At 36.8% G+C, this 25,811-nt stretch carries 24 protein-coding genes and 2 tRNA genes; 22 read left to right on the forward strand and 4 right to left on the reverse strand.

Annotation, left to right across the window (positions count from 1 at the left end; genetic code table 11):
* Positions 1–37: 37 nt before the first annotated feature.
* Positions 38–649 (forward strand): recombination mediator RecR, encoded by a 612-nt coding sequence (recR, locus tag IO90_RS10530; protein ID WP_034966253.1) that lies wholly within the window; start codon positions 38–40, stop codon positions 647–649.
* Positions 649–1,482 carry a glycosyltransferase family 2 protein gene (locus IO90_RS10535; RefSeq protein WP_034966257.1) on the forward strand — a complete coding sequence of 278 codons (834 nt, stop codon included), beginning with the start codon at positions 649–651 and terminating at the stop codon, positions 1,480–1,482. The genes recR and IO90_RS10535 overlap by 1 nt, the downstream gene beginning before the upstream one ends.
* Here IO90_RS10535 and IO90_RS10540 read toward each other — a convergent pair.
* Together IO90_RS10540 and IO90_RS10545 are read right to left on the reverse strand one after the other, a co-directional pair.
* Complete coding sequence (locus tag IO90_RS10540) at positions 1,479–1,994, reverse strand: hypothetical protein (RefSeq protein ID WP_034966260.1); 516 nt, start codon at positions 1,992–1,994, stop codon at positions 1,479–1,481. The genes IO90_RS10535 and IO90_RS10540 overlap by 4 nt on opposite strands.
* A 33-nt stretch (positions 1,995–2,027) precedes the next feature.
* Positions 2,028–3,359, reverse strand: a complete 1,332-nt coding sequence (locus IO90_RS10545) for a PDZ domain-containing protein (RefSeq protein WP_034966263.1) — start codon at positions 3,357–3,359, stop codon at positions 2,028–2,030.
* 247 nt (positions 3,360–3,606) lie between these two features.
* Between IO90_RS10545 and IO90_RS10550 the strand changes: the two genes are divergently transcribed.
* The 19 genes from IO90_RS10550 to IO90_RS10640 all read left to right on the forward strand — a co-directional run bounded on the left by IO90_RS10550 (position 3,607) and on the right by IO90_RS10640 (position 19,871).
* Positions 3,607–4,437 carry an energy transducer TonB gene (locus IO90_RS10550; RefSeq protein ID WP_034966265.1) on the forward strand — a complete coding sequence of 277 codons (831 nt, stop codon included), beginning with the start codon at positions 3,607–3,609 and terminating at the stop codon, positions 4,435–4,437.
* Between the two features lie 187 nt (positions 4,438–4,624).
* The gene (locus IO90_RS10555) at positions 4,625–5,398 is read left to right on the forward strand and encodes a ParA family protein (protein ID WP_034966267.1); all 774 of its coding nucleotides are present in this window, start codon (positions 4,625–4,627) and stop codon (positions 5,396–5,398) included.
* A gap of 93 nt (positions 5,399–5,491) precedes the next feature.
* On the forward strand, positions 5,492–6,382 hold the full coding sequence (locus IO90_RS10560; RefSeq protein ID WP_034966270.1) for a ParB/RepB/Spo0J family partition protein: 891 nt from the start codon (positions 5,492–5,494) through the stop codon (positions 6,380–6,382).
* On the forward strand, positions 6,383–7,012 hold the full coding sequence (locus IO90_RS10565; protein ID WP_034966272.1) for a DUF5683 domain-containing protein: 630 nt from the start codon (positions 6,383–6,385) through the stop codon (positions 7,010–7,012). It abuts the gene before it with no gap.
* Between the two features lie 79 nt (positions 7,013–7,091).
* Positions 7,092–7,790 carry a 4-hydroxy-tetrahydrodipicolinate reductase gene (gene dapB / locus IO90_RS10570; RefSeq protein ID WP_034966274.1) on the forward strand — a complete coding sequence of 233 codons (699 nt, stop codon included), beginning with the start codon at positions 7,092–7,094 and terminating at the stop codon, positions 7,788–7,790.
* 139 nt (positions 7,791–7,929) lie between these two features.
* Entirely contained in the window at positions 7,930–9,564 is a 1,635-nt protein-coding gene (gene lepB, locus IO90_RS10575) for a signal peptidase I (protein WP_034966277.1), read from the forward strand.
* A gap of 390 nt (positions 9,565–9,954) precedes the next feature.
* A complete protein-coding gene (locus IO90_RS10580; RefSeq protein ID WP_034966281.1) occupies positions 9,955–10,572 on the forward strand; it encodes a WbqC family protein in 618 nt (205 codons plus the stop codon).
* Positions 10,573–10,582: 10 nt separating this feature from the next.
* Positions 10,583–12,274: a S8 family serine peptidase gene (locus tag IO90_RS10585; protein ID WP_034966283.1), complete on the forward strand. Its 1,692-nt coding sequence runs from the start codon at positions 10,583–10,585 to the stop codon at positions 12,272–12,274.
* Positions 12,275–12,378: 104 nt separating this feature from the next.
* The gene (locus tag IO90_RS10590; RefSeq protein WP_034966285.1) at positions 12,379–12,873 is read left to right on the forward strand and encodes a lipocalin family protein; all 495 of its coding nucleotides are present in this window, start codon (positions 12,379–12,381) and stop codon (positions 12,871–12,873) included.
* 19 nt (positions 12,874–12,892) lie between these two features.
* Entirely contained in the window at positions 12,893–13,585 is a 693-nt protein-coding gene (locus IO90_RS10595) for an OmpA family protein (RefSeq protein WP_034966287.1), read from the forward strand.
* A gap of 88 nt (positions 13,586–13,673) precedes the next feature.
* On the forward strand, positions 13,674–14,564 hold the full coding sequence (locus IO90_RS10600; protein WP_034966289.1) for a decaprenyl-phosphate phosphoribosyltransferase: 891 nt from the start codon (positions 13,674–13,676) through the stop codon (positions 14,562–14,564).
* A 77-nt stretch (positions 14,565–14,641) separates the two neighbouring features.
* On the forward strand, positions 14,642–15,958 hold the full coding sequence (locus IO90_RS10605) for an FAD-binding oxidoreductase (protein ID WP_034966291.1): 1,317 nt from the start codon (positions 14,642–14,644) through the stop codon (positions 15,956–15,958).
* An 86-nt stretch (positions 15,959–16,044) separates the two neighbouring features.
* Positions 16,045–16,425 (forward strand): GxxExxY protein, encoded by a 381-nt coding sequence (locus tag IO90_RS10610; protein WP_034966294.1) that lies wholly within the window; start codon positions 16,045–16,047, stop codon positions 16,423–16,425.
* Positions 16,426–16,543: 118 nt separating this feature from the next.
* On the forward strand, positions 16,544–17,269 hold the full coding sequence (locus tag IO90_RS10615) for an SDR family NAD(P)-dependent oxidoreductase (protein ID WP_034966295.1): 726 nt from the start codon (positions 16,544–16,546) through the stop codon (positions 17,267–17,269).
* 85 nt (positions 17,270–17,354) lie between these two features.
* The gene (locus IO90_RS10620) at positions 17,355–17,942 is read left to right on the forward strand and encodes an HAD-IB family hydrolase (protein ID WP_034966298.1); all 588 of its coding nucleotides are present in this window, start codon (positions 17,355–17,357) and stop codon (positions 17,940–17,942) included.
* A 51-nt stretch (positions 17,943–17,993) separates the two neighbouring features.
* The gene (locus tag IO90_RS10625) at positions 17,994–19,166 is read left to right on the forward strand and encodes a cysteine desulfurase family protein (RefSeq protein WP_034966301.1); all 1,173 of its coding nucleotides are present in this window, start codon (positions 17,994–17,996) and stop codon (positions 19,164–19,166) included.
* A 67-nt stretch (positions 19,167–19,233) separates the two neighbouring features.
* Positions 19,234–19,551, forward strand: a complete 318-nt coding sequence (trxA, locus tag IO90_RS10630; RefSeq protein WP_034966305.1) for a thioredoxin — start codon at positions 19,234–19,236, stop codon at positions 19,549–19,551.
* Positions 19,552–19,690: 139 nt separating this feature from the next.
* Positions 19,691–19,764 (forward strand) — tRNA-Asp (locus IO90_RS10635).
* A gap of 33 nt (positions 19,765–19,797) precedes the next feature.
* Positions 19,798–19,871: transfer RNA gene (locus IO90_RS10640), tRNA-Asp, on the forward strand.
* A 116-nt stretch (positions 19,872–19,987) separates the two neighbouring features.
* Here IO90_RS10640 and IO90_RS10645 read toward each other — a convergent pair.
* On the reverse strand, positions 19,988–21,598 hold the full coding sequence (locus IO90_RS10645; protein ID WP_034966309.1) for a Na+/H+ antiporter: 1,611 nt from the start codon (positions 21,596–21,598) through the stop codon (positions 19,988–19,990).
* A 247-nt stretch (positions 21,599–21,845) separates the two neighbouring features.
* On the opposite strand from IO90_RS10645, the gene IO90_RS10650 reads away from it, so the two are divergent.
* On the forward strand, positions 21,846–23,870 hold the full coding sequence (locus IO90_RS10650) for a M13 family metallopeptidase (RefSeq protein ID WP_034966311.1): 2,025 nt from the start codon (positions 21,846–21,848) through the stop codon (positions 23,868–23,870).
* Between the two features lie 366 nt (positions 23,871–24,236).
* Here IO90_RS10650 and IO90_RS10655 read toward each other — a convergent pair whose 3' ends face one another.
* Positions 24,237–25,631, reverse strand: a complete 1,395-nt coding sequence (locus IO90_RS10655; RefSeq protein ID WP_165570272.1) for a GEVED domain-containing protein — start codon at positions 25,629–25,631, stop codon at positions 24,237–24,239.
* Between the last annotated feature and the right edge of the window lie 180 nt (positions 25,632–25,811).

Below are 25,811 nucleotides of genomic sequence, written 5' to 3' on the forward strand. Positions count from 1 at the left end.
TCTAGACTCTTAGATCTATTGTCTTGTATCTTAAATTATGGATTATCCAAGTAAAGTTTTATCGAAAGCTGTTGAAGAAATATCTGGTTTGCCTGGAATAGGGAAAAAATCGGCGCTTCGTTTGGCTTTGCACTTGTTGCGTCAGCCGGCTTCTCAAGGTATTTCTTTGGGGAACTCAATCCAAAAGCTTGTCACGGAAATCAAATATTGCAAAGAATGTCATAACTTTTCAGACTCGGAGGTTTGTGATATTTGCAACGACCATAAGCGAAATGATGATTTGCTTTGTATTGTGGAAGATGTTCGGGATGTGATGGCGATAGAAAATACGGGAAAGTTCCGTGGAAAATATCTGGTTCTTGGTGGGAAAATTTCACCGATGGAAGGCATCGGACCAAGCCAGCTAAGAATCGGCAGTATAGAAAAAAAACTAAACGATGGCGTGGTGAAGGAACTCATTTTTGCACTCAGCGCAACGATGGAAGGCGACACGACGGCATATTATATTTATAAAAAATTCAAAACTTTTCAGGTGATATTTTCCAGTATTGCCAGGGGGATTTCCGTAGGTGACGAGCTGGAATATGCAGACGAAATATCACTTGGAAGGTCCATTACCAACAGAACTGTTTATAACGAAGCCAGCTGATGAAAGTAAGTGTGATTATTGTACATTATCAGGTGAAGGATCTGTTGAGAAACTGTATTCTTTCCATTAATAGATATTTTCAAGGGTTTGATTATGAAATCATTGTCGTGGATAATGATTCCCCCAATCCGGAGTGGAAAGTTTTGATTAATGAGTTTCATAATGTCCATTTTATTGAATTAAAAGAAAATCTTGGCTTCTCCAAAGCGAATAATATTGGTGTGAGATCTGCAAATGGTGAATATGTTTTTATCTTAAATCCGGACACAGAAATCGAAGGAGACTACTTTAAAGAGATTCTTGATTTCGCAGATTCTCAAAAGAAAATCGGAGCATTGGGATTGAGGATGCACGATACAGATGGTACGTTTTTGCCGGAGAGTAAAAGATCTGTTCCGGCATTGATCAATTCATTCGAAAAATTATTTACCAAGCTTAATAATGATTCCAAAACCTATTACAGAAACGATGTTGCAGAAACGGAAATCGCAGAAGTGGAGGTAATGACCGGTGCAAATCTCTTAATGAAAAAGTCTCTTTACGAGGAAGTTGGAGGTTTTGACGAGCGCTATTTTATGTATGGCGAAGATATAGATCTCTGCTATACGATTTTGAGAAAAGGTTACAGAAATATCTATTACGGAAAGTATTCAATTCTTCATTATAAAGGTGAAAGTACGGTAAAAGATAAGGTTTATCTTGATAGATTCTTCGGAGCGATGGATATTTTCATCAAAAAATACTACAAGAAACAAAAACCATTTCAGTATTTACTAATGAAAATCGGATTGAAATTCAAACATTTTATAGAAGAAAAGAAAATCAAAAATTAATCTTCTTTTTCCACATGGAGCGTAGATTCTTCTGCAAATCTCCTCAATAAACTCATTTCATATTTGGCTTTATGTTGCCCAAATCTCGCGCCTGCGTAAGTGACAGCAATCAAAAACAAAACGACAAACGAACATGGCAAACTCCAAGGGTAGTTGTCTGTTTTGATTTGTTTTTCGACATAATATAACGTGAAGAAAGTCATCCAAGAAACCGTCAGCAAAAAATAAAGAAACATAAAAAAAGTCCACACGGAAGCACTTGGCCCAAAAACACCTCGGATGACAGTTGTGTCGTCTTCCTTCTCAATTCTCAGCGAGAGGTTTGGTTTCCAGTAGTCGTCCAATTCTGTTCTCACAAAGATAGTTGCCACTTCCTTATTGATGTTTCCGTAAAACTGATCGTGATTTTTGTCGAGATAATCTTTCAGATTAGCCTCGTATTCTTCCAAAGAAAGATCCGTATAAAGCTTGAATCTCGGTCTGTTTCGGATGCTGTTCAAAGTTTCCTTCATAATTATAGTTTATTGGTAATCACTTAGCAATTCCTATTCCTCAATATAGGGAATGGGATCTTCCAGTGTAAATTCAAATTTCATTGGAAGTCCGTTTCGTTGGATTTCCAGATTTATTTTTCGGCTGACATCCGTTTTCAGGATTTGATGGATTTTGTTTAAGGTCAAGTCTTTCGCAACTTTTCTATCGATGCTAATCAGTTTGTCATCTTTTAGAATTCCAGCTTTCTGCGCTGGTGAATCTTTACGCGTTCCAGACACTATGAAATTTGGTTTTAATGAGAATTTGTACTGGAAATTTTCTTGAATATTGGTTACGTGAGATTCATTATTTCCTACTTTTACTCGCACCGGTTCTATTCTCACTTCTTCTTTTTCCCAGAGCAATCCGTTTTGTTTGATTTCCAACCCGCTTCCGTCGATCAAAAAGGGATCTCCGATATGTTTATTGGATCTCATATAAATTTTATTATTAGGATAATCAAAAATAATGGTGAATCTCCGAAGAATCTCCGAGCCAATCGAACCTTTTCTGTCCTTTACGATTTTCAAATGTTGAATAGAAAACTCGTCTGGCATTGATGCAATCGGTTTGTTAAGCGTAAATTTTCCAAAAGAAAGCGAGTTGATTCTGCTTCGTTTTCCAAAAATATCACCACTGAATCCGCGTCCCAAAAAATCATCAATATTCGGTCTATTGTAGATGAAATCCTTTATTAGTGCCGGGAAAAGCCAAACCGAATCTGTGTTTCCAAGATCCAAAAGCAGTTTCGAACTTTGTTTCTCGTGTTTCATTTCCACATCGGCGTTCATATAAGGTTTGTTCATTTCCACGCTCATCGGGAACTCAGAAAATCGTTTTACTTTTTTTGGAAATTTGGATTGGTCTTTGTAAATGGTGATGGTTTTTTTAATATAATTAATTTCGATCGGATGATTTTTGAAAAAGTAATAACCAATGATTCCGTTGATGGGAACGCCAACATCCTGAGAAATATTAAATTCCTGATCCAAAACCAGAAAAATAGTATGGGATTTATCCACAAAGTTTTTCCCGATGGTAATGTTGTTTTTGATAGATTTTAAAGCTTCGATGCTTACAGATTCTCCCAAACCTTTGAAAGTGATTTTCTCTATATTTTTAAAATCGACATCTTTGTTCTCCAAACTGAAAAGCAAAGTTTCCGCCACACCCGAGTCCAAAAGAAAATTGAGTTCCACACCATTTACGGTCATAGGAATGAAGATGAGGTTGTTGATTAATTTAAATTTGATAACAGTTTTCTCAGTATTCTCCAATACAAATCCATCCTGAGCCTTCGTCCAAAAACTTAAAAGTAAACTGATGATAAATAAGAATTTCATACGGGTGATTTGAATTTTTTAAAGATCATTGAACTGTCAAATGTCTTTTGATTATGCAATCAATTTCATAACATTAAATTACATCTATTTCTGTGATTTCCAATTCTTCTGATAATGAATTTTATAAATATGTATGTTATTCATAATTTATTTGAAAAATAGTTTAAAATTTGGAATGTTGTTTGATGTGTTCTCAAACTATATTGAAATACTTTGCTAATTATTTAATTTAATACTTTTATTTATCATGAAAAATTTTTCATCTCTTTTCGCGAAAGACAATTTAGACGAGATTGTTTTCTCAAATAGAAATAAATCTTACGGTGCTTATGTTCTTAGAAACGAATACTCTGGCAACCTTACAAAGGCAGTTTACATTGGTGTCGCCTTTTTTGCTTCATTGTCCATTGTTCCATTGGTAATTTCTGCATTTTCAACCACGGTGATTCCAAATGATATTACTACGTATGAAAATCCTCGTAAATTGATAAGTGTAGAAATTCCTGACAAACCAAAGCCGGAAATTGCATCTACAGTTCCACCCGATATCAAAACAGTGGCTAGCCCGATTTTCAAACCAGTGAGAGAGGTGAAGAAAGAAACGCCAGTTCCAACCAAAAAAGATTTTGAAGGCGCTGCTATTGGGATAGAAACGAAGGCAGGAAGAGAAACTACGATTCCGTCGGCTCCTCCAATTGCAATAGCAGGTCCGCCATCTGTTCTTCCATCTGCGCCACCAGCAAAACCTGTAGATCCAAATGAAGTTTTCAATCCTAATAGTGTTGATGTTGCTGCAAATTTCAAAGGCGGAATCGATGCTTTTCGTCAAAAAGTAGCACAAGGTTTTGATACAGAATCTTTGGGTCAAGAAGGTGCAGTTGTTTCTGGCGTCATTACATTTGTGGTAGAGACAGACGGAAGTATTTCTAATATAAAAATATCTGGAACTAACTCAGATTTCAACAAAGAAGCAGAAAGAACAGTGAAGTCTATCAAATCAAAATGGACACCTGCACAATTAAAAGGCAAAGCTGTAAGATCTTCTTTCAGAATGCCGATTTCCATGAAAATTGAATAGTCTGAAAATCAAGACTATGTAAATATTAAACATCACGTTTTTTATAATTATCCACATTTTGTAATGAAATGTGGATAATTTTTTTTGAAGTCAATCGTTTAATTAACAACACTTTAACGGCATTGGGGTTTTTAGAAATCTTTCTAAGTGCTAAAAAATCGTATTTTTGAGGATTAAATTAATGTTTATGGCAAAAATTATAGGTGTTGCAAATCAGAAAGGTGGCGTTGGAAAAACTACCACAGCTGTCAATCTAGCTTCAGCTTTGGGCGTATTGGAAAAGAGAGTTCTCTTGATCGATGCAGATCCACAAGCTAATGCGAGTTCTGGTTTGGGTGTTGAAGAAATCAATTTTTCTACCTATCATTTGTTGGAGCACAGCGCAGAAGCAGCCAAATGTATTTTGCCTACAACTTCGCCAAACGTGGACATTATCCCTTCTCATATCGATTTGGTTGCGGCAGAAATAGAATTGGTAGATCGTGAAAACCGGGAGTATATGATGCGCGAAGCTTTGAAATCAATCAGAGAGGATTACGATTACATCATCATCGATTGTGCGCCGAGTTTAGGTTTGATCACCATTAATGCCTTAACTGCTGCAGATTCTGTGATCATCCCGATCCAATGCGAATATTTTGCTTTGGAAGGTTTGGGCAAATTATTGAACACTATCAAAAATGTTCAGAAAATTCACAACCCAGATTTGGATATCGAAGGTTTGCTTTTGACGATGTACGACAGCCGATTGAGATTGTCCAATCAAGTTGTGGAAGAGGTAAATTCCCACTTCCCAGAAATGGTTTTCGAAACAATCATCAGCAGAAATGTAAGATTGAGCGAGGCACCAAGTTTCGGAGAAAGCATCTTGAGCTATGATGCAGAAAGCAAAGGCGCCATCCAATACATCCAACTGGCAGAAGAAGTTTTGCTGAGAAACGAGAAATTAATAAAGAATTAAATAGCTTATTGCAGTTGGCTTTTAGCTAATTGTGGATAAAATTATAACATATTTAAAAAAGCAAAAAGCTATTAGCTAATTGCCATTTGCAAAATGAAAGACAAAACAAGAGCAATGGGTCGCGGTCTCGGCGCAATTTTGAATGCCGAAAGCAAGTCGAATATCAACTCCGCTTCGGATGAAGGTGCAAAATCTTTGGTAGGTAATATCGTAGAAATTTCCATCGATGATATCTACCCAAATCCAAATCAGCCAAGAACTTACTTTGATGAGAAAGCACTGAATGACCTTGCCGAATCGATCAAAAGCTTAGGTATTATTCAGCCGATCACACTTAGAAAAGACGGACCGAAGTTCGAAATCATTTCTGGAGAAAGACGTTATCGTGCCTCTAAGATTGCAGGTTTGGAAACGATTCCGGCTTACATTCGTTTGGTTAATGACCAAGAATTGCTAGAAATGGCTTTGGTAGAAAATATTCAAAGAGAAGACCTTGATCCAATTGAAGTTGCTTTGACTTATCAAAGATTATTGGACGAAGTTGGGATGACTCAAGAAAATCTGAGTCAACGTGTTGGAAAAGAGAGAAGTACGATTACGAATAGTGTTCGTCTTTTGAAGTTGTCTCCGGATATTCAAAAAGGCGTGAGAAGTGGTCAGATTTCTGCTGGTCACGGTCGTGCAATTATGGGATTGGATTCTGAAGAGAAACGTCAGATCTTGTTTGATCGAATCGTCAAAGAACAATTGAACGTGCGACAAGCCGAGCAGTTGGCTGGTCTTATGAAAAATGCTCAGGACACGGAAAAAGTTGCGAAGCAATCCATCATCCCAAATCATTTCAAAAAAGCTCAGAAAAGTTTGTCAGATATTTTGAATGTAAATGTTGAGATCAAAACTTCGGCAAACGGGAAAAAAGGGAAGATTGTTCTCGATTTTAAAAATGAAGAAGAGCTGGAAAGCATTCTTGCACACATTAGATAAATGCAGAAATTACTCACACTTTTTTTGTTCTTTTCTTTCAGTTTTGCTTTTTCGCAGGTGAATCCCAACGATACGATTCGTGTGGAAAATCATCCTAAAGACAGCATTCCTGCTGCGAAACCAACTTCTGAAGCTCAGATTTTGAAAGACATCGATCAGAAAAATGCACCTTTGAAAGTCACAAAATTAAGTCCTGCGAAAGCTGGTCTCTACTCTGCTGTTTTACCTGGATTGGGACAATTCTACAATAAGAAATATTGGAAAATCCCGATTGTTTGGGGCGCAGTGGGAACCGGGATTGGAGTTGCACTTTGGAATGAAAATCAATATAAACGTTACAGAAATGCCTTTGTTTCTGAACTTAATGGACTTCCTCACGAGTTTTCCGGAATTAACGGAATTGACAAAAACGTGCTGGGAAATGCACAAGACAGATCCAAAAGACAGCGAGATTACGCCATCGGAATTTCCGCTCTGATTTACATTCTAAATATTGTAGATGCCGTTGTAGATGCACATTTGTACGAAGGTCGGAATGATCCGGATCTTGCCGTGATGCCGACCATCATCAATGATCAATTTACAAATTCCTACGCACGAGCTGGATTGAGCCTTAATTTTAGATTTTAATTAAAATACTTAAAATAAAATTTCTCCCTTTAGAGTTGGGAAAACGAATTTTATTTTCCATTACAAATAATAAAGAAAAATGAAAATAGCATTGGTAGGTTACGGGAAAATGGGAAAGATCATCGATGAGATTTCTCAAAGTCGTGGTCACGAGATCGTTGCGAGATTGCGCGAAACACCAACTACCGAAAACTTAAACAATCCCGATGTTGTCATAGAATTTTCCAATCCGGAAGTTGCTTTTGAAAACATCAAAACTTGTCTTGAGAATAAAATTCCTGTCATTTGCGGAACAACTGGTTGGCTGGATCAAAAACCAGAAATCGAAAGGATTGCTCTGGAAAATAATACAGCGTTTTTGTACGGCTCAAATTTCAGTTTAGGCGTGAATTTGTTTTTCGCTTTGAATGAAAATCTGGCTAAAATGATGAGCAAATTCTCTGAATATAATTGTCAGTTGGAGGAGATTCATCACATTCACAAATTGGATGCGCCGAGTGGAACAGCGATTTCTCTGGCAGAAGGCATCATCAACAATTCAAATTTCGAAGCTTGGAAACTGGAGGAGACCAAAGAAAAAGAATTAGGTATTTTTGCCATTCGCGAAGATGAGGTTCCAGGAACACACAGCGTTTTTTACAGATCCGAAGTAGATGAAATCGAAATCAAACATACCGCCTACAATAGAAACGGATTTGCTTTAGGCGCCGTGATTGCCTCAGAATGGATTGTTGATAAAAAAGGGATTTTCACAATGAAAGATGTTTTAGGATTGTAATATTTTTGAAATTAATTCTCCCTTTAGGATTGAGGGGAAAATTAATTTCATCAAGTTATTTCTGTAACAAAAACCATACATCAAAAACTAATAATAAAAATCAGCAAAAGGCGAACAGCCAATTGCCAAAAGCCAATATATGAATTACATCATTACCTATACCATTTATGTCCTCATCCTGAGTGTATTGATGGGACTTACAACTTGGAAGTTATTCAAAAAGATGGGTTATAATCCATTGCTTTCTTTCGTTCCTTTTTATAATTACGTTATTATTCTAAAAGAAACCAACCATTCAAAATGGTGGGCGATTTTAGCTTATTTGCCAATTGTAGGACCTATTATGATGTCTGTTTTCCACATTTTTCTAATGAAGAAATTTGGGAAAAGAGGCGCTGTAGATGCATTCTTGACGGTGATCTTGCCATTTATCTATATGGCGACGGTAAACTATGGAAAAGATCCACAAGTAGAAACTGAAGAAGAGGAGGAAGAAGGCAAAAAGAAAGAAACATTCTTGGGTTCTGTGACTTTTGCAGTCGTTTTTGCAACCATCATTCATACTTTCATTACGCAACCTTTCGGGATTCCGACGGGATCTATGGAAAGAACTTTGTTAGTTGGAGATTTCTTATTCGTTAACAAATGGGCTTACGGTTACAGAATGCCGATGAGACCAGTGGCTTTGCCATTTTTACAAGGAACTATTTTCGATACGGGACAAAAAGGAAATCCAAAAGACGATCCGAAATCTTATGTTGATGCGGTGAAATTACCTTATTTAAGATTGCCAGCTTATGACGAGATTAAAAGATACGACATCGTTGTTTTCAACTACCCACAAGATTCCGTTCATACTTCTATCGACAGAAAAGATCCTTATGTGAAAAGATGCGTCGGGATTCCTGGCGATGTGATCGAGTTTCGTGCAGGAAGATTATTTGTAAACAACGCACCAGAGAAAATCCTAGGCGATGAGTACCAGCAACACGGTTATCTTGTGAAGTCAAATTCTCAATTAGATATTCTTCAATTATACAAGGCTTATGGTTTTCTTCCAGCTCAGGAAAATCAAACCAACGAAGGATTTGTTTACGCTTTCCAAGGTTTAACGGATCAAACAGCCAAAGAAATCAAAGAACTTCCGGGCGTGACAGAGATGACCGAAATCGTCGAAGAAAAAGGAGAAGGCGCAGTAAGGTACAAAGTGAATGCAGATAAAACAGCTTACACAAAAAACATAGACACAACCAATTCCATCTATCCAGTCAACAAACCGTGGAACCAAGACTGGTACGGACCACTTAGAATTCCCAAAAAAGGAGATGTTGTAAAATTGGATCAGGAAACACTTCCAATGTACAAATGGATCATTTCCGAGTACGAGCACAACAAATTGGAGAACAAAAATGGAAAAATATTTGTTAACGGTCAGGAAACCAGCCAGTATACCATCAAACAAAATTATTATATGATGATTGGAGACAACCGCGATGCTTCTTTGGATGCAAGATTTTTCGGAGTCGTTCCAGAGGAAAATATCGTTGGTCGTCCAATGTTTACTTGGCTGAGTGTTGAAGGTTTATTCGCAGATGCGAATTCCACGTACCAAGCGCCAGGAAAAAAGATCCGTTGGGACAGAATGTTCAAAGCGACCAATACAGGCGAGGCGAACAAAACCTCATATTGGTGGGTTGCAGTAGCTATTTTGGTGCTGTTTTTCGGATGGGATTTCTTCGCAAATCTCTTCAAAAAGAAAAAAGAAGAAGATTAAATTTAACTAGGAGCTAATCCCGCTATCCACTATATCTTTTTTGCTTTCAGAACATTTGTAGTCAAAACAAGATTTTTAAAAAAGCAAAAAAGGATGCCGTTCCTATCGGGGCTATGGGATTTGTCATCCAAATAAAATTTCCAAACTTGATTGACGTTTCTTGACATCAAACAAGTTTTAAAAAATCACCACTTTGTCAAAGTTTCAAACCTTTGACAAAGTTTTTTAGTTTTAAAGAACATCCGAATTTTTATGCTAATTTAAAATCATTCCTATCTTTGCTGAGTTTTACGTCCTTGCGAACCTTTAAACATTTAGTAATTAAAAAAAAATCTTTGCGGACTTTGCGTTTAAATTTCAAAGTGATAAAAAGATGGTCTTACAACAAATATGAATAACAAGATTCTTTTACCCATATTTTATTTGCCACCAATCTCGTGGTTTTCAGTTTTTTTAGATTCAGAAAACGAAACAACGTTTGAGCAATTCGAGAATTTTCCAAAACAAACGTACAGAAACCGCGCAGTGATCTATGGTGCCAACGGAAAATTACCACTTATCATTCCCATCAAACACACAGGAAAGAGAGAACTCAGAGACATTGAGATTTCTTATGCAGAAGATTGGCAAAAACTCCATTGGAAATCCATCAAAACCGCTTATCAAAGCACACCTTATTTCGAATATTACGAAGACAAACTGAGATCCATCTTCGAAGAGAAAATCGATTCTTTGGTAGCCTTCAACCTCAAAGCTTTGAAAGTGGTTCTCGCTATTCTTAAATCCGAAAAGGAATTTACATTTAGCGAAGAATATTTCAAAAATCCAGAATCAGAAGATTACAGAGAAAAATTCTCCGCAAAAACGGAAACTGAGATAGAAATGGCACAATATTATCAGAGCTTCTCCGACAAAAATGGCTTTCTCAAGGATCTCTCGGTTTTAGATTTGATTTGTAACATTGGTCCAGAAAGCTTGACTTATATTAAAAATATCAAAATCAATTAAAAGATAGTAAATGAAAAAATTATTGATAGCAGCTGCTTTTTATGGCAGTTTTGCAATGATAGCAGCACAAACAGTTGCGCCAGAAAATGACAAAGATCTTAAAACCTGGTATCACAAAGATTTTTCTAAAACAAAAGTTTACGGAGTCAATACAGAAAACGCTTATAAGTTTTTAGAATCCAAAGGTCTTAAACCAAAGTCTGTGGTAGTTGCAGTTTTGGATAGTGGCGTAGAAGTGGATCATCCAGGATTGTTGAAAAATATGTGGAAAAATCCAAACGAGATCCCAAACAACGGAAAAGATGACGACGGAAATGGATATATCGATGATGTTTATGGCTGGAACTTCCTAGGTGGAAAAAACGGTGACATCGACGTTGATAATATGGAAGTGACGAGAGTTGTTAAAAAATACAAACCACTTTTTGAAGGCGATGATTCCACGAAAAATAAAGAGAATCAAGCCAAGATGCCTGATGAGTTTTCGATGTATATGAAGTCTAAGCAACTTTTCACAGAAAAGAGTGAAGAGGCAAGACAAAGGCTACAACTTTATACAATGATCAATAATTCGATTCCAGATATGATCAAATTGTTGAATGGAAAAAACTTGACAAAGGAAACTCTGGCAAGCATCAAACCATCAACTCAGCAAGAAGCGATGGCAATGCAAGTACTTGCTCAGGCTGTCAATGATCCAGAAATTACAGGAAAACCTGCCCCAGAAGTAGAAAAGTATATGACAGCTCAAATGAAAGAAGGGTTGGATCACTTCAAACCTCAAGCAGAAAAGAGTTATAATTTAGATTTCGATCCTAGAAAAGAAATCGTTGGAGATAATTACGATGACTATTCAGAAAAAAGCTATGGAAACAACCACTACGAAGGCCCAGATGCAAAACACGGAACGCACGTTGCGGGAATCATTGCAGGATTGGCAAATGGATCAGAAACCCAGTATGGTGTCGCTTCCAGAGTTGCAAAAATTATGACTGTAAGAGCAGTTCCAGATGGTGACGAGAGAGATAAAGATGTTGCAAACGCAGTAAGATATGCAGTTGACAACGGTGCTAAAATCCTTAATATGAGTTTCGGGAAACCAGTTTCTCCAGGGAAGAATGTGGTTTGGGATGCCTTCAAATATGCGGAAAGCAAGGGTGTTCTTCTTGTAAAAGCAGCAGGAAATGAAAATGAAAATATCGCTGAACATCAATATTATCCTACCAATTTCAAATCTCAGTCAGACGAGAAACCATTCATCAATAATATGATTGTTGTAGGAGCAAACACCAACAATGCTGAGATGTTGAAAGCAGGATTCTCCAACTTTGATGCGAAGATGGTAGATGTTTTTGCGCCAGGAGATAAAATTTATTCCACAGTTCCAGACGGAAAATATGAATACTTGCAGGGAACTTCTATGGCTTCACCTGTTGTAGCCGGAGCTGCAGCGGTAATGTTAGCTTATATGCCAAATCTTAAGCCTGAACAAATCATAGAATCTTTGGTCAAAACATCCAATGTTACTGCAACAAACGGATTTGATAAATTATCAAGATCTAATGGTGTTATAGATGTTGCGAAAGCGTCAGAATATGCGTACAGTAATTTTTACAAAGCAGATTCGTCTTCAAAATCTACAAAGAAACCTGCAACGCAAAAGAAAAAATTGAGCAAAACGATTGATAGAAGCAAACTTTAGTCGATCACATTATCTTAAAATTAAAATCTGAGAATTCCTCAGATTTTTTTATTTTTGTCTTTGGCATACTTTTTATAATACTTAACTGTATTAAATTTACAACTATGAAAAAAATATTATTTATAGGACTGGTTGGTGGCTCATTGATAGCAACCTCGTGTTCTTCCAACAAGAGTGGAGTAAGTGCTGGTGAGGCACAAGCTGTACGTGCTGATGTAATGAAACTAAAAGGGCAATGGGATATTGCTAATATAGATTATGATAAGAACTACAGCGTAAAACCTTTTGACGAAGGTGTAAGCATCAGCTGTTTCGTTGGGAGCTCTTGGACTTTGATTCCAAATAATTACTCAGGAACTTACGCATTGCACGGAAGTGCGGCTTGTCCTGAAAAAACCCAGCCTATTACTTTCAGTGTAGATAAAAACAGTGTTGTATCTATCAAAAAATTAGGTGAAGGTGAAAAAGCTAAAAGAGTGACCAGTGGTTACAAATTAATGTTGGAAAACCCAACTGCAAACAACTTTACTTTGGTTCAATCTGTTAACGCGGATGGAAAATCAATGGACATCCGTTACAATTTTGTAAGAACTAAATAATCAATAAAATAAAATTCAAATGAGACTTAATAAAATTAAAATTGCAGCATTCTTCATCTCAGGTTCACTATTGATGACAAGCTGTGAAGCTGTACAAAATGCTAATAACACACAAAAAGGAGCAGCGATAGGAACAGCAGCGGGTGCAGTTCTTGGAGGAATCCTTGGAAACAACTTGGGTAAGGGTGGTAATGCACCATTGGGAGCTGTTCTAGGTGGCGTAGTTGGTGGTGTTGCTGGTGGTGTCATTGGTAACAAAATGGACAAACAAGCCAAAGAAATTCAAGATACATTGCCAGGTGCAGAAGTAGAGAGAGTAGGAGAAGGGATTAAGGTGACGCTTAATGAAAATACGGTTAACTTCGATTTCAATTCTTCAAATTTGACTGCTCTTGCTAAAACTAACTTGGACAAATTAGTGACTGTACTTAAAAATAATCCTGATACAAATATTAACATCTACGGTCATACGGACAGTGTTGGTAGCGATGCTGTAAACTTAAGAATCTCAGGACAGAGAGCTGCCGCAGTAAAAAATTATTTTTCTGCACAAGGCGTTTCTGCTTCTAGATTGTTCACAGAAGGCTTGGGGAAATCTAGTCCTGTAGCTTCTAATGATACTGACGCAGGTAGAGCTAAAAACAGAAGAGTTGAGTTCGCAATTACAGCAAATGAAAAAATGATTCAAGACGCCGCACAGTCTGGAAATTAATATTCATTCATTTTCAAATAAATACCAAACCGCAATTTGCGGTTTTTTTATTTTAATAGTACTTTTGCAGGATTATTAAAAACTATTGATGAAAAACTATTTAAAATTAATAAGGGTAGAACAGTGGGTTAAGAATCTATTTGTTTTTGCCCCATTATTTTTCTCTGGCTATATTGCAGTCCCAATTTTATTTTATAAAAGCGTTTTTGCGTTTATCATATTCTCTATTACTGCTAGTTCAATTTACATCATCAATGATTATTTTGATATAGAATCCGACAAAAAGCACCCTGAAAAAAAGAACCGACCTTTAGCAAGTGGCGCTATTTCCAAAACCAGTGCTAAAGTTTTATTTGGATTTTTGGTTGCGCTTTCAATATCGCTTATTTTTTTAGGAAGTTATATTTTCGAGACTAATTATTGGAAGTTTGGAATCATCATCGCTGCTTATTTTGTAATGAATATTTTCTACACATTCAAACTAAAGCACGTTGCGATCGTTGATATCTGCATTATCGCTTCAGGTTTTGTATTGAGGATTTTAGCAGGTGGATATGCCGCGGATATCCAAACCACGCAATGGGCGATTTTATTGACGTTCGTTTTGGCTTTGGTGCTAGCAATCGGGAAAAGGAGAGGAGAATTGATCAATGCACAAATCTCAGGAAAGACAAGGAAATCTTTGGATGGTTATAATGTTCAGTTTGCTGATATTGCATTGTCGATTTCTGTGACTTTGGCAATTATCTGTTATTTGATGTTTACATTGTCACCGGAGATTCAGAAGAAATTTCACCCGAGGGTTTTTTACACCGTGATTTTCGTGGTATTCGCATTTCTAAGATATTTGCAACAAACCTTAGTTTATAACAAAACCGAATCACCAACCAAGATCGTTTACAAAGACCGATACATCCAGATTACAGTTGTGCTTTGGGTCATCGTTTTTCTATTGCAAATCTATTTTAAAAAAGAATAATCACTAAAAGAGAAAAAACATAAAACAATGATGAAGAGATTATGGGGATTAACTTTGACCTTAAAAAATACTAGCAGATGAAACCGAATTTTGTTCAAAAAGTCACCAATTGGGGAAATTTTCCAGTGGTAGAAAAAGAAATGAAGTCAGATGATTCTGTTTCGAAAATCAAACAATTTGTAAGAGATAATAATGAGGTCATCGCAAGAGGAAACGGACGTTGCTATGGCGATGCTTCTCTTGGCGAACATATTTTCTCAACCAAAAGACTCAATAAATTTATTTCTTTTGATAGACTCAATGGCGTTATCGAATGTGAAGCGGGCGTTTTGCTGTCAGAAGTTTTGGAGATTTCTGTTCCGCAAGGTTATTTTCTTTACGTGACGCCGGGAACCAAATATATTTCTATTGGAGGCGCAATCGCATCCGATGTTCATGGGAAAAACCACCATGCAGAAGGTTGCTTTTCGGAATATGTAATTGAATTTAAATTGGTGAACGAAAATGCCGAAGTCATCACTTGTTCACGTGAAGAAAACTCAGATAAGTTCTGGGCAACTATTGGCGGAATGGGATTGACGGGAATTATTCTCTCAGCCAAATTTAAACTGAAAAATATAGAATCTGCTTATATCAAACAAGAAAGCATCAAAGCTGAAAATCTGGATGAGGTTTTCCGATTGTTCGACGAAAGTGAAGATTGGACCTACAATGTTGCTTGGATCGATTGTTTCCAAAAAGGAAAAAATTTAGGTCGTTCAATTTTGATGAGAGGAGAACATGCTTTGAAAGCCGAATTGCCATCCAATCTTCAAAAGAAAACTTTGAAGCTGAAAGAGAAACCAAAACCAACGATTCCATTTTATTTTCCTGGATTTGTATTAAATTCTTTGAGTATTAAGATCTTCAATTTCCTTTATTACAACAAGCAGACTAAGAAGCAACTCAATAATTTCATTGATTACGAAACATTTTTCTATCCATTGGATGTCATTAATGATTGGAACAAGATCTACGGAAAAAGTGGCTTCATCCAATATCAAATGGTCATCCCGAAAGAAAATGGAAAAGAAGGAATGCGACAAATCCTTAATACCATTGCAAAAAGTGGAAACGGTTCTTTCTTAGCAGTTTTAAAGTTGTTCGGAAAAAACAATCCACAAGCCTACAATTCTTTTCCAGTTGAAGGTTACACTTTGGCTTTAGACTTTAAAGTCAACAAAGGACTTCGAAAGCTGGTTGACCAACTCGATACAATTGTCGAGAATTTTGGTGGAAAAATATATTTGACCAAAGACAGTATGAGCCGTTCATCTCTCACGAATTATCTTCAAAACGTTGATTCTTCGAAGTTTGTTTCACTTCAGTATAAGAGAATTGTCAGTGGAAATTAAACGCAAAGTGCGCAAAGAATATTCTGATTATTGAAAATAGTCGATACGCAAAGACGCTTCGCTCATCAAAGAAAAAGCACAAGATCATGACTGAAAATGAAATTTCTAAAATTATTTTTGATGCTGGTCTCAAGATTCACAGAAAAATTGGGACTGGACTTTACGAAAGGGTTTATGAGGAATGTCTCTATTATGAGTTGAAGAAGTCAGGACTAAAAGTTGAAAGACAAAAAAGTTTATCAATACAATATGAAGAGCTGATGATTCCAGACGCTTTTCGAGTTGATTTGCTAATTGAAGAAAAGGTGGTTGTTGAATTAAAATCAGCCTTAGAATCTGGACAATCAATCTTTGAAGCTCAATTATTAAATTATTTGAGATTAGGAAAATATAAACTAGGGATGGTTCTGAACTTTAATCTTCCTTTTTTCAAAGATGGTGTAAGGAGAATTGTAAACGGACTATAAAAAATATAATATCAATTAACCTTGATGAGCAAAGCGTCCTTGCGAATCTTAAAACATTAGTAATTCAAAAAAAATCCTTGCGAGCTTTGCGTTAAAGTCAGCAAAATATATAACCATAATGATAGTATTAGGCAGTAATTCCGAAGTTGCACAGGCGTTTGTAGAAGAATGTTTGGCGAAAGGCGAAAAATTCTCAACCATTTATCTCCTAAGTTCCAATCCGGAAACTACGGAGAAATTCGCTGGACATATTCAGGTGAAGTTTTTTCAGGATTCCGAGATTATTCCTTTGGATCTGATGAATGACATCGATTATAAAACTCTGGAAAATATCAATTCTGATGTTCTGTTTTGCGCGACTGGCTATCTTGGTTTGGGAACTGAGGAAGGACTTTACGATGATGAAAATACGGAAAGAATTATTGATGTGAATTATGCGAAATTAGTTCCTGTCCTCAACTTCTTCGCCAAAAAAATGGAATCCAAAAGAACTGGAACAATGATTGTGCTCTCATCTGTCGCAGGCGAAAGAGGAAGACAAAGTAATTTCATTTATGGTTCTGCGAAAGCAGCTTTAACAGCTTATTTGAGTGGGCTGAGAAATTATCTTTTCGATAAAAAAGTCCACGTGTTGACCGTGAAGCCAGGCTTTATAGATACCAAAATGACAGAAGGCTTACCACTGAATCCAGCTTTGACAGCAAGTCCGCATAAAGCGGCCGAAGGAATTTACAAAGCTTTTAAGAATAAAAAAGATGTCTCCTACGTTTTACCAATTTGGGCGATCATCATGCTAATCATTAGAAATATTCCTGAGTTTATTTTTAAAAAACTTAAATTATAATTGATGAATGATAGATGATAATTGATTCAATTCTGAGATAGAAAAGCGATGCAACTAATCATTTATCATTCATAATTCATCACTTATGAAAAAACTATATCTATTCGACTTCGACGGAACGCTCACTTACAAAGACACGATGTTTTTGTTTTTGAAGTTTTACAATCCTGCCAAATATTCGTTTCAATTTCTAAAGCACGTGCCGCTTTTTGTACTGTTAAAAGTAAAATTGGCCAGTGCAGAAGCCGTGAAGAAAAGTTTTATTTCATCAATTTTAGAAGGTGAGTCGAAGTATCAAATCGAAAAAAAAGCAAAATTATTCTTCGAGGAAAATTATCCAAGTTTATTCAGACAAAACGCTTTGGACTTCATCAATAATATCAACAGAGAAAGTACAGAATCTTACATAGTTTCGGCATCTTTGGATATTTGGGTAAAACCATTTGCAGAGAAATTCAATATGAAATTACTTTCCACGGAAGCAGAATTCCAAAATGATATTTTTACAGGTAGATTCGTTGGGAAAAACTGCAACAAGGAAGAAAAAGTAAATCGAATAAAAACTGAACTAAGAGATAAGAAATACGATAAAATCATAGCGTTCGGAGACACTTCCGGAGACAAAGCAATGTTTAAGTTTGCCAATGAATCGCATTACCGATTTTTTCACTAATTTAGTACCTTAATTTTTCGAACTTTTTCGGCTTTCAAATCTAAATTTAAAATGGAAAGAATTTATCTGGATAATGCTGCAACTACGCCTCTCGACGATGAGGTGATAGACTGTATGGTGAATGTTTTAAGATTCAACTACGGTAATCCGTCGTCCACACACAGTCTGGGACAGGAGGCCAAAACCATTTTGGAAGAAGTAAGGCGAAAGATCGCAGATTCTTTGAAAGTCATACCTGGAGAAATCGTTTTTACCTCTTGTGGAACGGAATCCAACAATATGATCATCAAATCCGCGGTCAATTATCTTGGCGTGGAAAGAATCATCACTTCTGCTTTGGAACACAAATGTGTCGCTGAAACTTGCCTCGAAATGAAAAAATTGAAAGGCGTGGAATTGGTTTATCTAAGACCAGATGCCAACGGCGATTTCGATTTGAATAAATTAGAAGAAGCGCTAAAATCATCAGATAAGAAAACTTTGGTCACATTGATGCACGCCAACAACGAGATCGGGAATCTTCTCGACATCGAGAAAGTAGCGCACCTTTGCAAAGAAAACAATACACTTTTCCATTCGGACACAGTTCAGACAATGGCACATGTCGATTTGGATTTTTCTAAAATTCCAGTTGATTTCGCCTCTTGCAGCGCGCACAAATTCCACGGACCGAAAGGTGCTGGCTTTGCATTCGTAAGAAAATCCTCTGGGTTGAAAGGAATAATCACTGGTGGTCCGCAAGAAAGAAGCTTGAGAGCTGGTACGGAAAACGTGACTGGAATTGCAGGTTTGGGCAAAGCCTGGGAAATCTCTCAAGAAAAAATGGTGGAATATAAAAGCCATATCCTCGACATCAAGCATTACGCAATCCAACAATTGCAGGAAAAAATATCCGGAATCAAATTCAATGGGAGAAGTGCAGATGATGAAAGTCTTTACACAGTTCTAAACGTTTTGCTTCCATACAAAAATCCATTAATCGGATTGCAATTGGATATGAAAGGCATTGCTATTTCTCAAGGAAGTGCTTGCAGTTCGGGTGCTTCGAAGCCTTCAATGGTTTTAATGTCCGTATTGTCAGAAGATGATCTGGATAATAAAACACCATTGAGAATCTCATTCAGTCACTACACCAAGAAATCTGATATAGATTCGTTAGTGAGCGCATTAGAAGAGATAGGAACACAATTTGTTATAGAAAAAGCTGATAGTTTACATAGATAATCAACAGAATAAATAGAAAATATAATTTGTAAATTTGTATTACAAAATTAATTAAAGAACAAGAATCATGGCAGTAGAAATTACAGATCAGTCCTTTCAGGAAGCAGTATTAAATTCAGATAAACCAGTTTTAGTTGACTTTTGGGCAGCTTGGTGTGGACCTTGTAGAATGTTAGGACCAATCATCGAGGAGATTGCAGAGGATTTTGAAGGTAGAGCAATAGTAGGAAAAGTGGATGTGGATAACAACCAACAGATTTCTGTAGATTACGGAATCAGAAATATCCCAACAGTTTTGATCTTCAAAAATGGTGAAGTAGTAGATAAAATAGTAGGCGTATCACCAAAAGAGGTGATTGCTGAGAAGCTTAATTCTTACTTGTAAGAAATTAATATAATTGAAAATGAACGCTTTTCCTCTGGAGAGGCGTTTTTTTTTGTTTAAAATTTGTAGTTGTGAATTATTGTTGTATTTTTGCAACCACAATAAACGACGATAGTTTTTCTTAGTTTGTTGGGCAAGAGATCCGGTAGTTCAGCTGGTTAGAATGCCGCCCTGTCACGGCGGAGGTCGCGGGTTCGAGTCCCGTCCGGATCGCATAAAGTTTCATCAATTACTTTTCAAAAAATTGATCCGGTAGTTCAGCTGGTTAGAATGCCGCCCTGTCACGGCGGAGGTCGCGGGTTCGAGTCCCGTCCGGATCGCAAAAGAGTTTCACAATCGTGAGACTCTTTTTTTTGTTCTCATCTTACTGTTAACTCAATTAAATTTATTTATAAAAAAAACTCTCCCAAAAAAATGAAAGAGTTTGTAGTTTAAATTACGAATGAAAATCTGGATTTAGTTTCAAATCGTTCAGATCCAATTGGAGCTCTGCTTTTCTTATTTCTTCATCTTCATAATACTTTTCTTTTCTCATTTGGAATATCTCAACTCTTTGCTTGTCGTAGATTTCTTTTAAAATCGTTTCGAAGTCGTCAATTTCTTTTACGGAACAATCGTTACATTCCAGTAAGTCAAGTTGGTTTTCTGTATTTTCTGTTTCTAACGATATTTGATTCTGATAATTTCGGAGAAGATTGCTTTTCGGTATCACATCATTATAATTAGCATTAATGTGGTTTAACGCCAATCTATTGAGTCTAATTTGGATTTGTGCTTCTTGCTGTTCCTGTGGCAACACGACGTCCATGGCAGGAATATTAAGCTTATTTACGATATAAGGCAGTGATAAGCCCTGAACTACGAGTGTGATGAAAATAACGATGAATGTGATCAATAAAATCAGATTGCGATGAGGAAATGGAGAGCCATCCGGCATCAAGTACGGAATAGAAAGGGCAGTTGCCAAAGAAACAACACCTCGCATCCCAGCCCAGCCAATCACGAGTGGCCCTTTCCAGCCTGGCGATTGCTCTTTTCGAACGGATTTGAAAAGCCAACGGGGAACAAATGCGGCAGGATAGATCCATAAAAATCTGATGGCAATAGCGACCACGCTGATCACAACACCATATTTGATTCCTTGAATGAGGGTAGCTTCTTCCAGCCCGCGGATGATGGATGGCAAAGACAATCCAATTAATATGAAGACCATCGCATTCATTACGAAAATCACCGTGGTCCAAACCCCAAGCATATTCAGTCTTGTGTTTCCATTTTTGAAAATCTCGTGCGATCTGTAAGAAATGAAAAGTCCCCCAGTAACTACCGCCATCACTCCCGAAAAATGAAACTGCTCTGCACCAAGGTACAAAATGTAAGGTGTCATTACTGTGAGCGCTGCATCTATGGCAGATGTTGTCGGGAGGAAACGATGAATCAAATACATGATGGCGCCTCCAACTATCCCACAGACAATTCCCATTCCTGCAACGAGGAAAAATTGCCCAACAGCTTGATTCATGGAGAAACTTCCCGTGAGTATGGCGGCTAATGCAAATCGGAAAACAATCAAAGAGGAAGCGTCGTTTACCAAACTTTCACCTTCCAAAATGCTGACAATTCTTTTTGGAATTGGTAATCCTTTTAAGACGGAAGTGGCAGCGACAGCATCGGGAGGCGAAATAATCCCGCCCAAAAGAAATCCTAACGCCAATGTGAAGCCGGGAATCATAGCCTGGGAAAGATATGCGATAATCAATGAGGTTGCGAAAACCAGTCCGAATGCCAATAGTGAAATTGGTCTTTTCCATTTCCAGAAGTCATTCCATGAAGTGTACCAGGCGGCTTCGTACAAAAGTGGCGGAAGGAAAATAAGGAAAACAAGTTCTGGATCCAGTTCGATTTCGGGAATTCCGGGTAAGAAACTAATCATTAAGCCTGCGATGACCAAGAATATTGGATACGCAATCTTCATTTTTTTTGCCACCATTACCATCATGAATACGGAAAATAGCAAAGCAAGAATTAATAGTAAATTATGATGCATTTGTGTGAAAATTGAATTGAATTTTTTGTAAAAATATCATTCTATCTTTTAATATCCAATCGATATGATCAATTTGATGAAAAAGTTAATTTGTTATGCCCTCATTAATTGTTAATCCATTTATATTAAGCAAATTATAGAGGAGTTTTATTTATTAATTTAAATTTACTTTTTTGAGTTTTTCCATAAAAGAACTGTAACAAATCTAATTTTATCAATACAAATACAACAATATTATTAATTAAAAATGAAAAAAATATCACTTACAGCTTTTATGTTGGCTACGATGGTAAATACACTTTCTGCACAAGCAAAACAAAAAGCTTTGGAATTGACGTACATGGATACTTCTGTTCGCCCACAAGATGACTTCTACAATTATGTGAATGGAACTTGGATGAAAACTGCCAAGATTCCTGCGGATAAACCAAGTTGGGGGTCATTTACTCAATTGAGAGAAACTACTGATATGAACTCTCTTGGACTTTTGGATAATATCTTAAAAGAAAAATTTGAAACAGGATCAGAAGGTCAAAAAATCCAAGCACTTTACGAAACCTACATGGATATGGACAAGCGTAATACTGATGGTCTTAATCCTGTAAAAGCTGATCTGGCAAAGATAGATGCGATCAAAAACTTGTCAGATCTACAAAAATATTTGGTGGATGCTACCAAAAGAGGCGACAACTCTTTCTATGCGTGGGGTGTTGACGGTGATCTTAAGAACTCTAAGATGAATGCGGTCTATCTAGGTGCTGCATCATTGGGTCTAGGAAGAGATTACTACCAGAAAGACTCCCCGAAGAATACTGAAACAATCGAAGAATATAAAAAATATGTCGCTCAGGTTCTTACAGAAATCGGTTACAAAAATTCTGCTGTAGTTGCGGGACAAATTGTAGATTTCGAAAAGAAAATTGCTAAGACTTTTTTGACAAATGAGCAGATCCGTGATGCTAATTTGCAATACAATCCCAAGACTTTACCAGAATTAAAATCATTAGTAAAAAACATCGATCTTCCAAAATATCTTGGAGAAGCTGGTGTGAAAACGGATAAGGTGATCATCGGAGAATTGGGTTATTACAAAAGTCTTGACACTTTCCTTACTGAGAAAAATATTCCTTTGATCAAGGATTATCTTAAATTCAACCTGGTTTCTGGAAGTGCTGGTTATCTTAATCAGAAGATGGATACCATGAAATTTGATTTCTACAGCAAGTATCTACAAGGGCAACAAGAACAAAGAGCGCTTAACAAGAGAGCTTTGGGTTTGATCAATGGTGTTGTAGGAGAGGCTTTTGGAAAAGTATATGTTGAGAAATATTTTACACCAGAAGCTAAGGCACAGATGCTGACTTATGTGGATTATCTTAAGAAAAGTTTTGCAGTTCATATTCAAGGATTGACTTGGATGTCGTCTGTGACCAAAACGAAAGCTTTGGACAAACTGAATAAATTCACTGTGAAGATTGCTTATCCAGATACTTGGAAAGATTATTCCAAATTGACGCTTAAATCTGAAAAAGACGGCGGTACACTTTATGGAAATCTTCAAAGCGTTTCCAACTGGCAGTACGGAAAAGAGTTACTTAAAATTGGAAAACCTGTAGATAAGGCAGAATGGGGGATGTCTCCACAAACGGTGAATGCTTATTACAATCCTGTGAACAACGAGATTGTTTTCCCAGCTGCAATTCTTCAGCCACCATTCTTCAATCCGGATGCAGATGCGGCTGTTAATTTTGGAGGAATTGGCGCTGTGATTGGCCACGAAATGACACATGGTTTTGATGACAGCGGTGCGCAGTTTGATGGCGACGGAAATCTTACCGATTGGTGGACTGCCGAAGACAAAGCGAACTTCGAAAAGGCAACGAAAAGCTTGGCTGCCCAGTATGATAAGTATGAGCCGGTGAAAGATGTGAAAGTGAATGGAACTTTCACAAATGGAGAGAATATTGCCGATCTTGGTGGTGTCAATATCGCTTACGATGCATTGCAAATGTATTTGAAAGACAAAGGAAATCCGGGTAAAATTGATGGTTATTCTCCAGAACAGAGATTCTTCTTCAGCTGGGCGACAGTTTGGAGAACTCTATCGACAGAGAAATATCTGACCAACCAAGTGAAAACAGATCCGCACTCTCCAGGATTATTCAGAAGTTTTGGACCATTGGTAAATACAGAAGCATTCTACAAGGCATTTGAGGTGAAAGAAGGCGACAAGCTTTACAAAAAGCCAGAGGAAAGAGTGAAAATCTGGTAAGATAGATTTCAAAATGATATAGAAAAGTCCTGCAATTTTTTTACAGGACTTTTTTTTTGCTCAAACTTGATTGAAGTTTTATATGATTAATTAATTTTTGAATCAGAATAAAATAGGAGTCAGTATTAATAACAAATAAACTTTACATTAAGGCAAATTAATTTTTTAAGCTATGATTTTACTAAAGATTCTAGGTATTAATAATCTTTGTTTAGTCTTAAGGATAGGTTATTTTAAATTAATGTAGATAATTAATTATAACTAGTACAAGCAAATTATGTTATGATAACCAGAATTTAGCACAAATAAAAACCCGCTTCGTTTCATAAACGAGGCGGGTTACTTATTAATTATAATTCCTTAGAATTACTTTTTGATAGCTTTGAAAGTTTTTACGCTTCCGTCTTCCATTTTAAGGTTTACCATGTAAAGACCAGCTTTAAGGCTAGAAAGGTTAAGTTCTGCAGATGGCGCTAGAGATTTAACTTCTCTTCCAGAGATATCGTTTACAGATACAGATTTCACACCTTTCACGTCAGAGATTTTAAGTAAATCTGTGAATGGGTTAGGATAAACAGAGATTCCAGCTTTGTTGAGATCAGAAACACCTAAAGTTTTATCTTTGATATCAATTGTATAATCTTCAGTTTGTCCATAAGCTGTTACTCCACACGCAGGTGGCACAACATTTAATAAGTTCAATCTTATTCTCATTCTTGTAGTTCCAAAATCAACACCCTCAGGTATAACAATTGTTCCTGTAGATGTTCCTGGTGCTATTGTGCCGGTTGTAGTAAGAAGTGTTTGCTCGTTTGCCGAGAAAACGCCATCTCTATTGTAATCAATCCAAACAGCAACTCTGTTTTGATTGCCTGCATTATAGTTTGCATGAGTAACTGTAATTGTGTTGCTACTACCATTTAAAACATTTCCAGTGATAGAAGTGAAATCTTTATAAGCATTATTATTTCCTACAGATGAGTTCGAAATATCTGCAAACACAACATTAGAGATATTTCCAAAATTCTGATGATCTGGTGTTGAAGATCCTGTGCTACAGTATCCTACATTTGAATTAGTTGTGAATGTAATTTCGGAACAACCAGTAGCGTCTCCAAAATTGTTAGAAGGGACAACTGTTGCGTAGTATGTCGTGTTTTTGTTTAAAGGAACAGATACTGATGTTGTTGTAATCGTTTGATTATAGATATCCGATCCGCCAGTAGTAGTTCCAATTTTTAGTTTATAAGTTTGTGCTCCCGTAACAGCAGTCCACTTAAAGTCAAATGTTCCAGCGTTTGCAGTACCATTGTTTATAGGTGAAGTAAATGTTGTACAAGCTGGTGCAGCTGTTATTTGAGTTCCTTTAATAACAACATCGTCAATACTTAATCCAGGTTGAAACTGATCTATATTGTCCGATGTAAAACGCCATCCAATCCAAAATGATTTTTGGTTAAGGTCAGCAGGAAGAGCTAAATCTGTCACAGTTTGTGTATTCACATTACCAGATCCTAATCTATTTCCAATAAGAGTCCAACCGGAAAGACCTGCAGGATCAGTCGAATACATTAATTCTCCGTAATCAAAAAGAGTCCCATTGAACAAATCTCCATATCCTTTCCAGTTGTACGATAATAAAAGGTTGGCATATTGGCTTGCATCAATTTGTTTACGAACCAATGGCTTAAAGGTCGTGTTTGGAGTAGAGACATAACCACATCCGTAAGCTGAGGCAGATGTAAAACCAACGATAGACATTGATTTTCCAGTAATGCTGTTTACAGGGCAAGATGTTGCGTCTACAATAGTAAATCCGTTACGAGGGTAAGCAGGAGCAGTGCCAAAATTAACGACGCTCCAAGTAATTGCACTTTCAAAATCTTCTGTAAAGAAGGTTGTCTGTGCATTTGCGCTAAGACCCAATGCTAAAGAGCACGA

Origin of the sequence: Chryseobacterium sp. FH1 (assembly GCF_000735135.1) — a bacterium.
GTDB lineage: Bacteria > Bacteroidota > Bacteroidia > Flavobacteriales > Weeksellaceae > Epilithonimonas.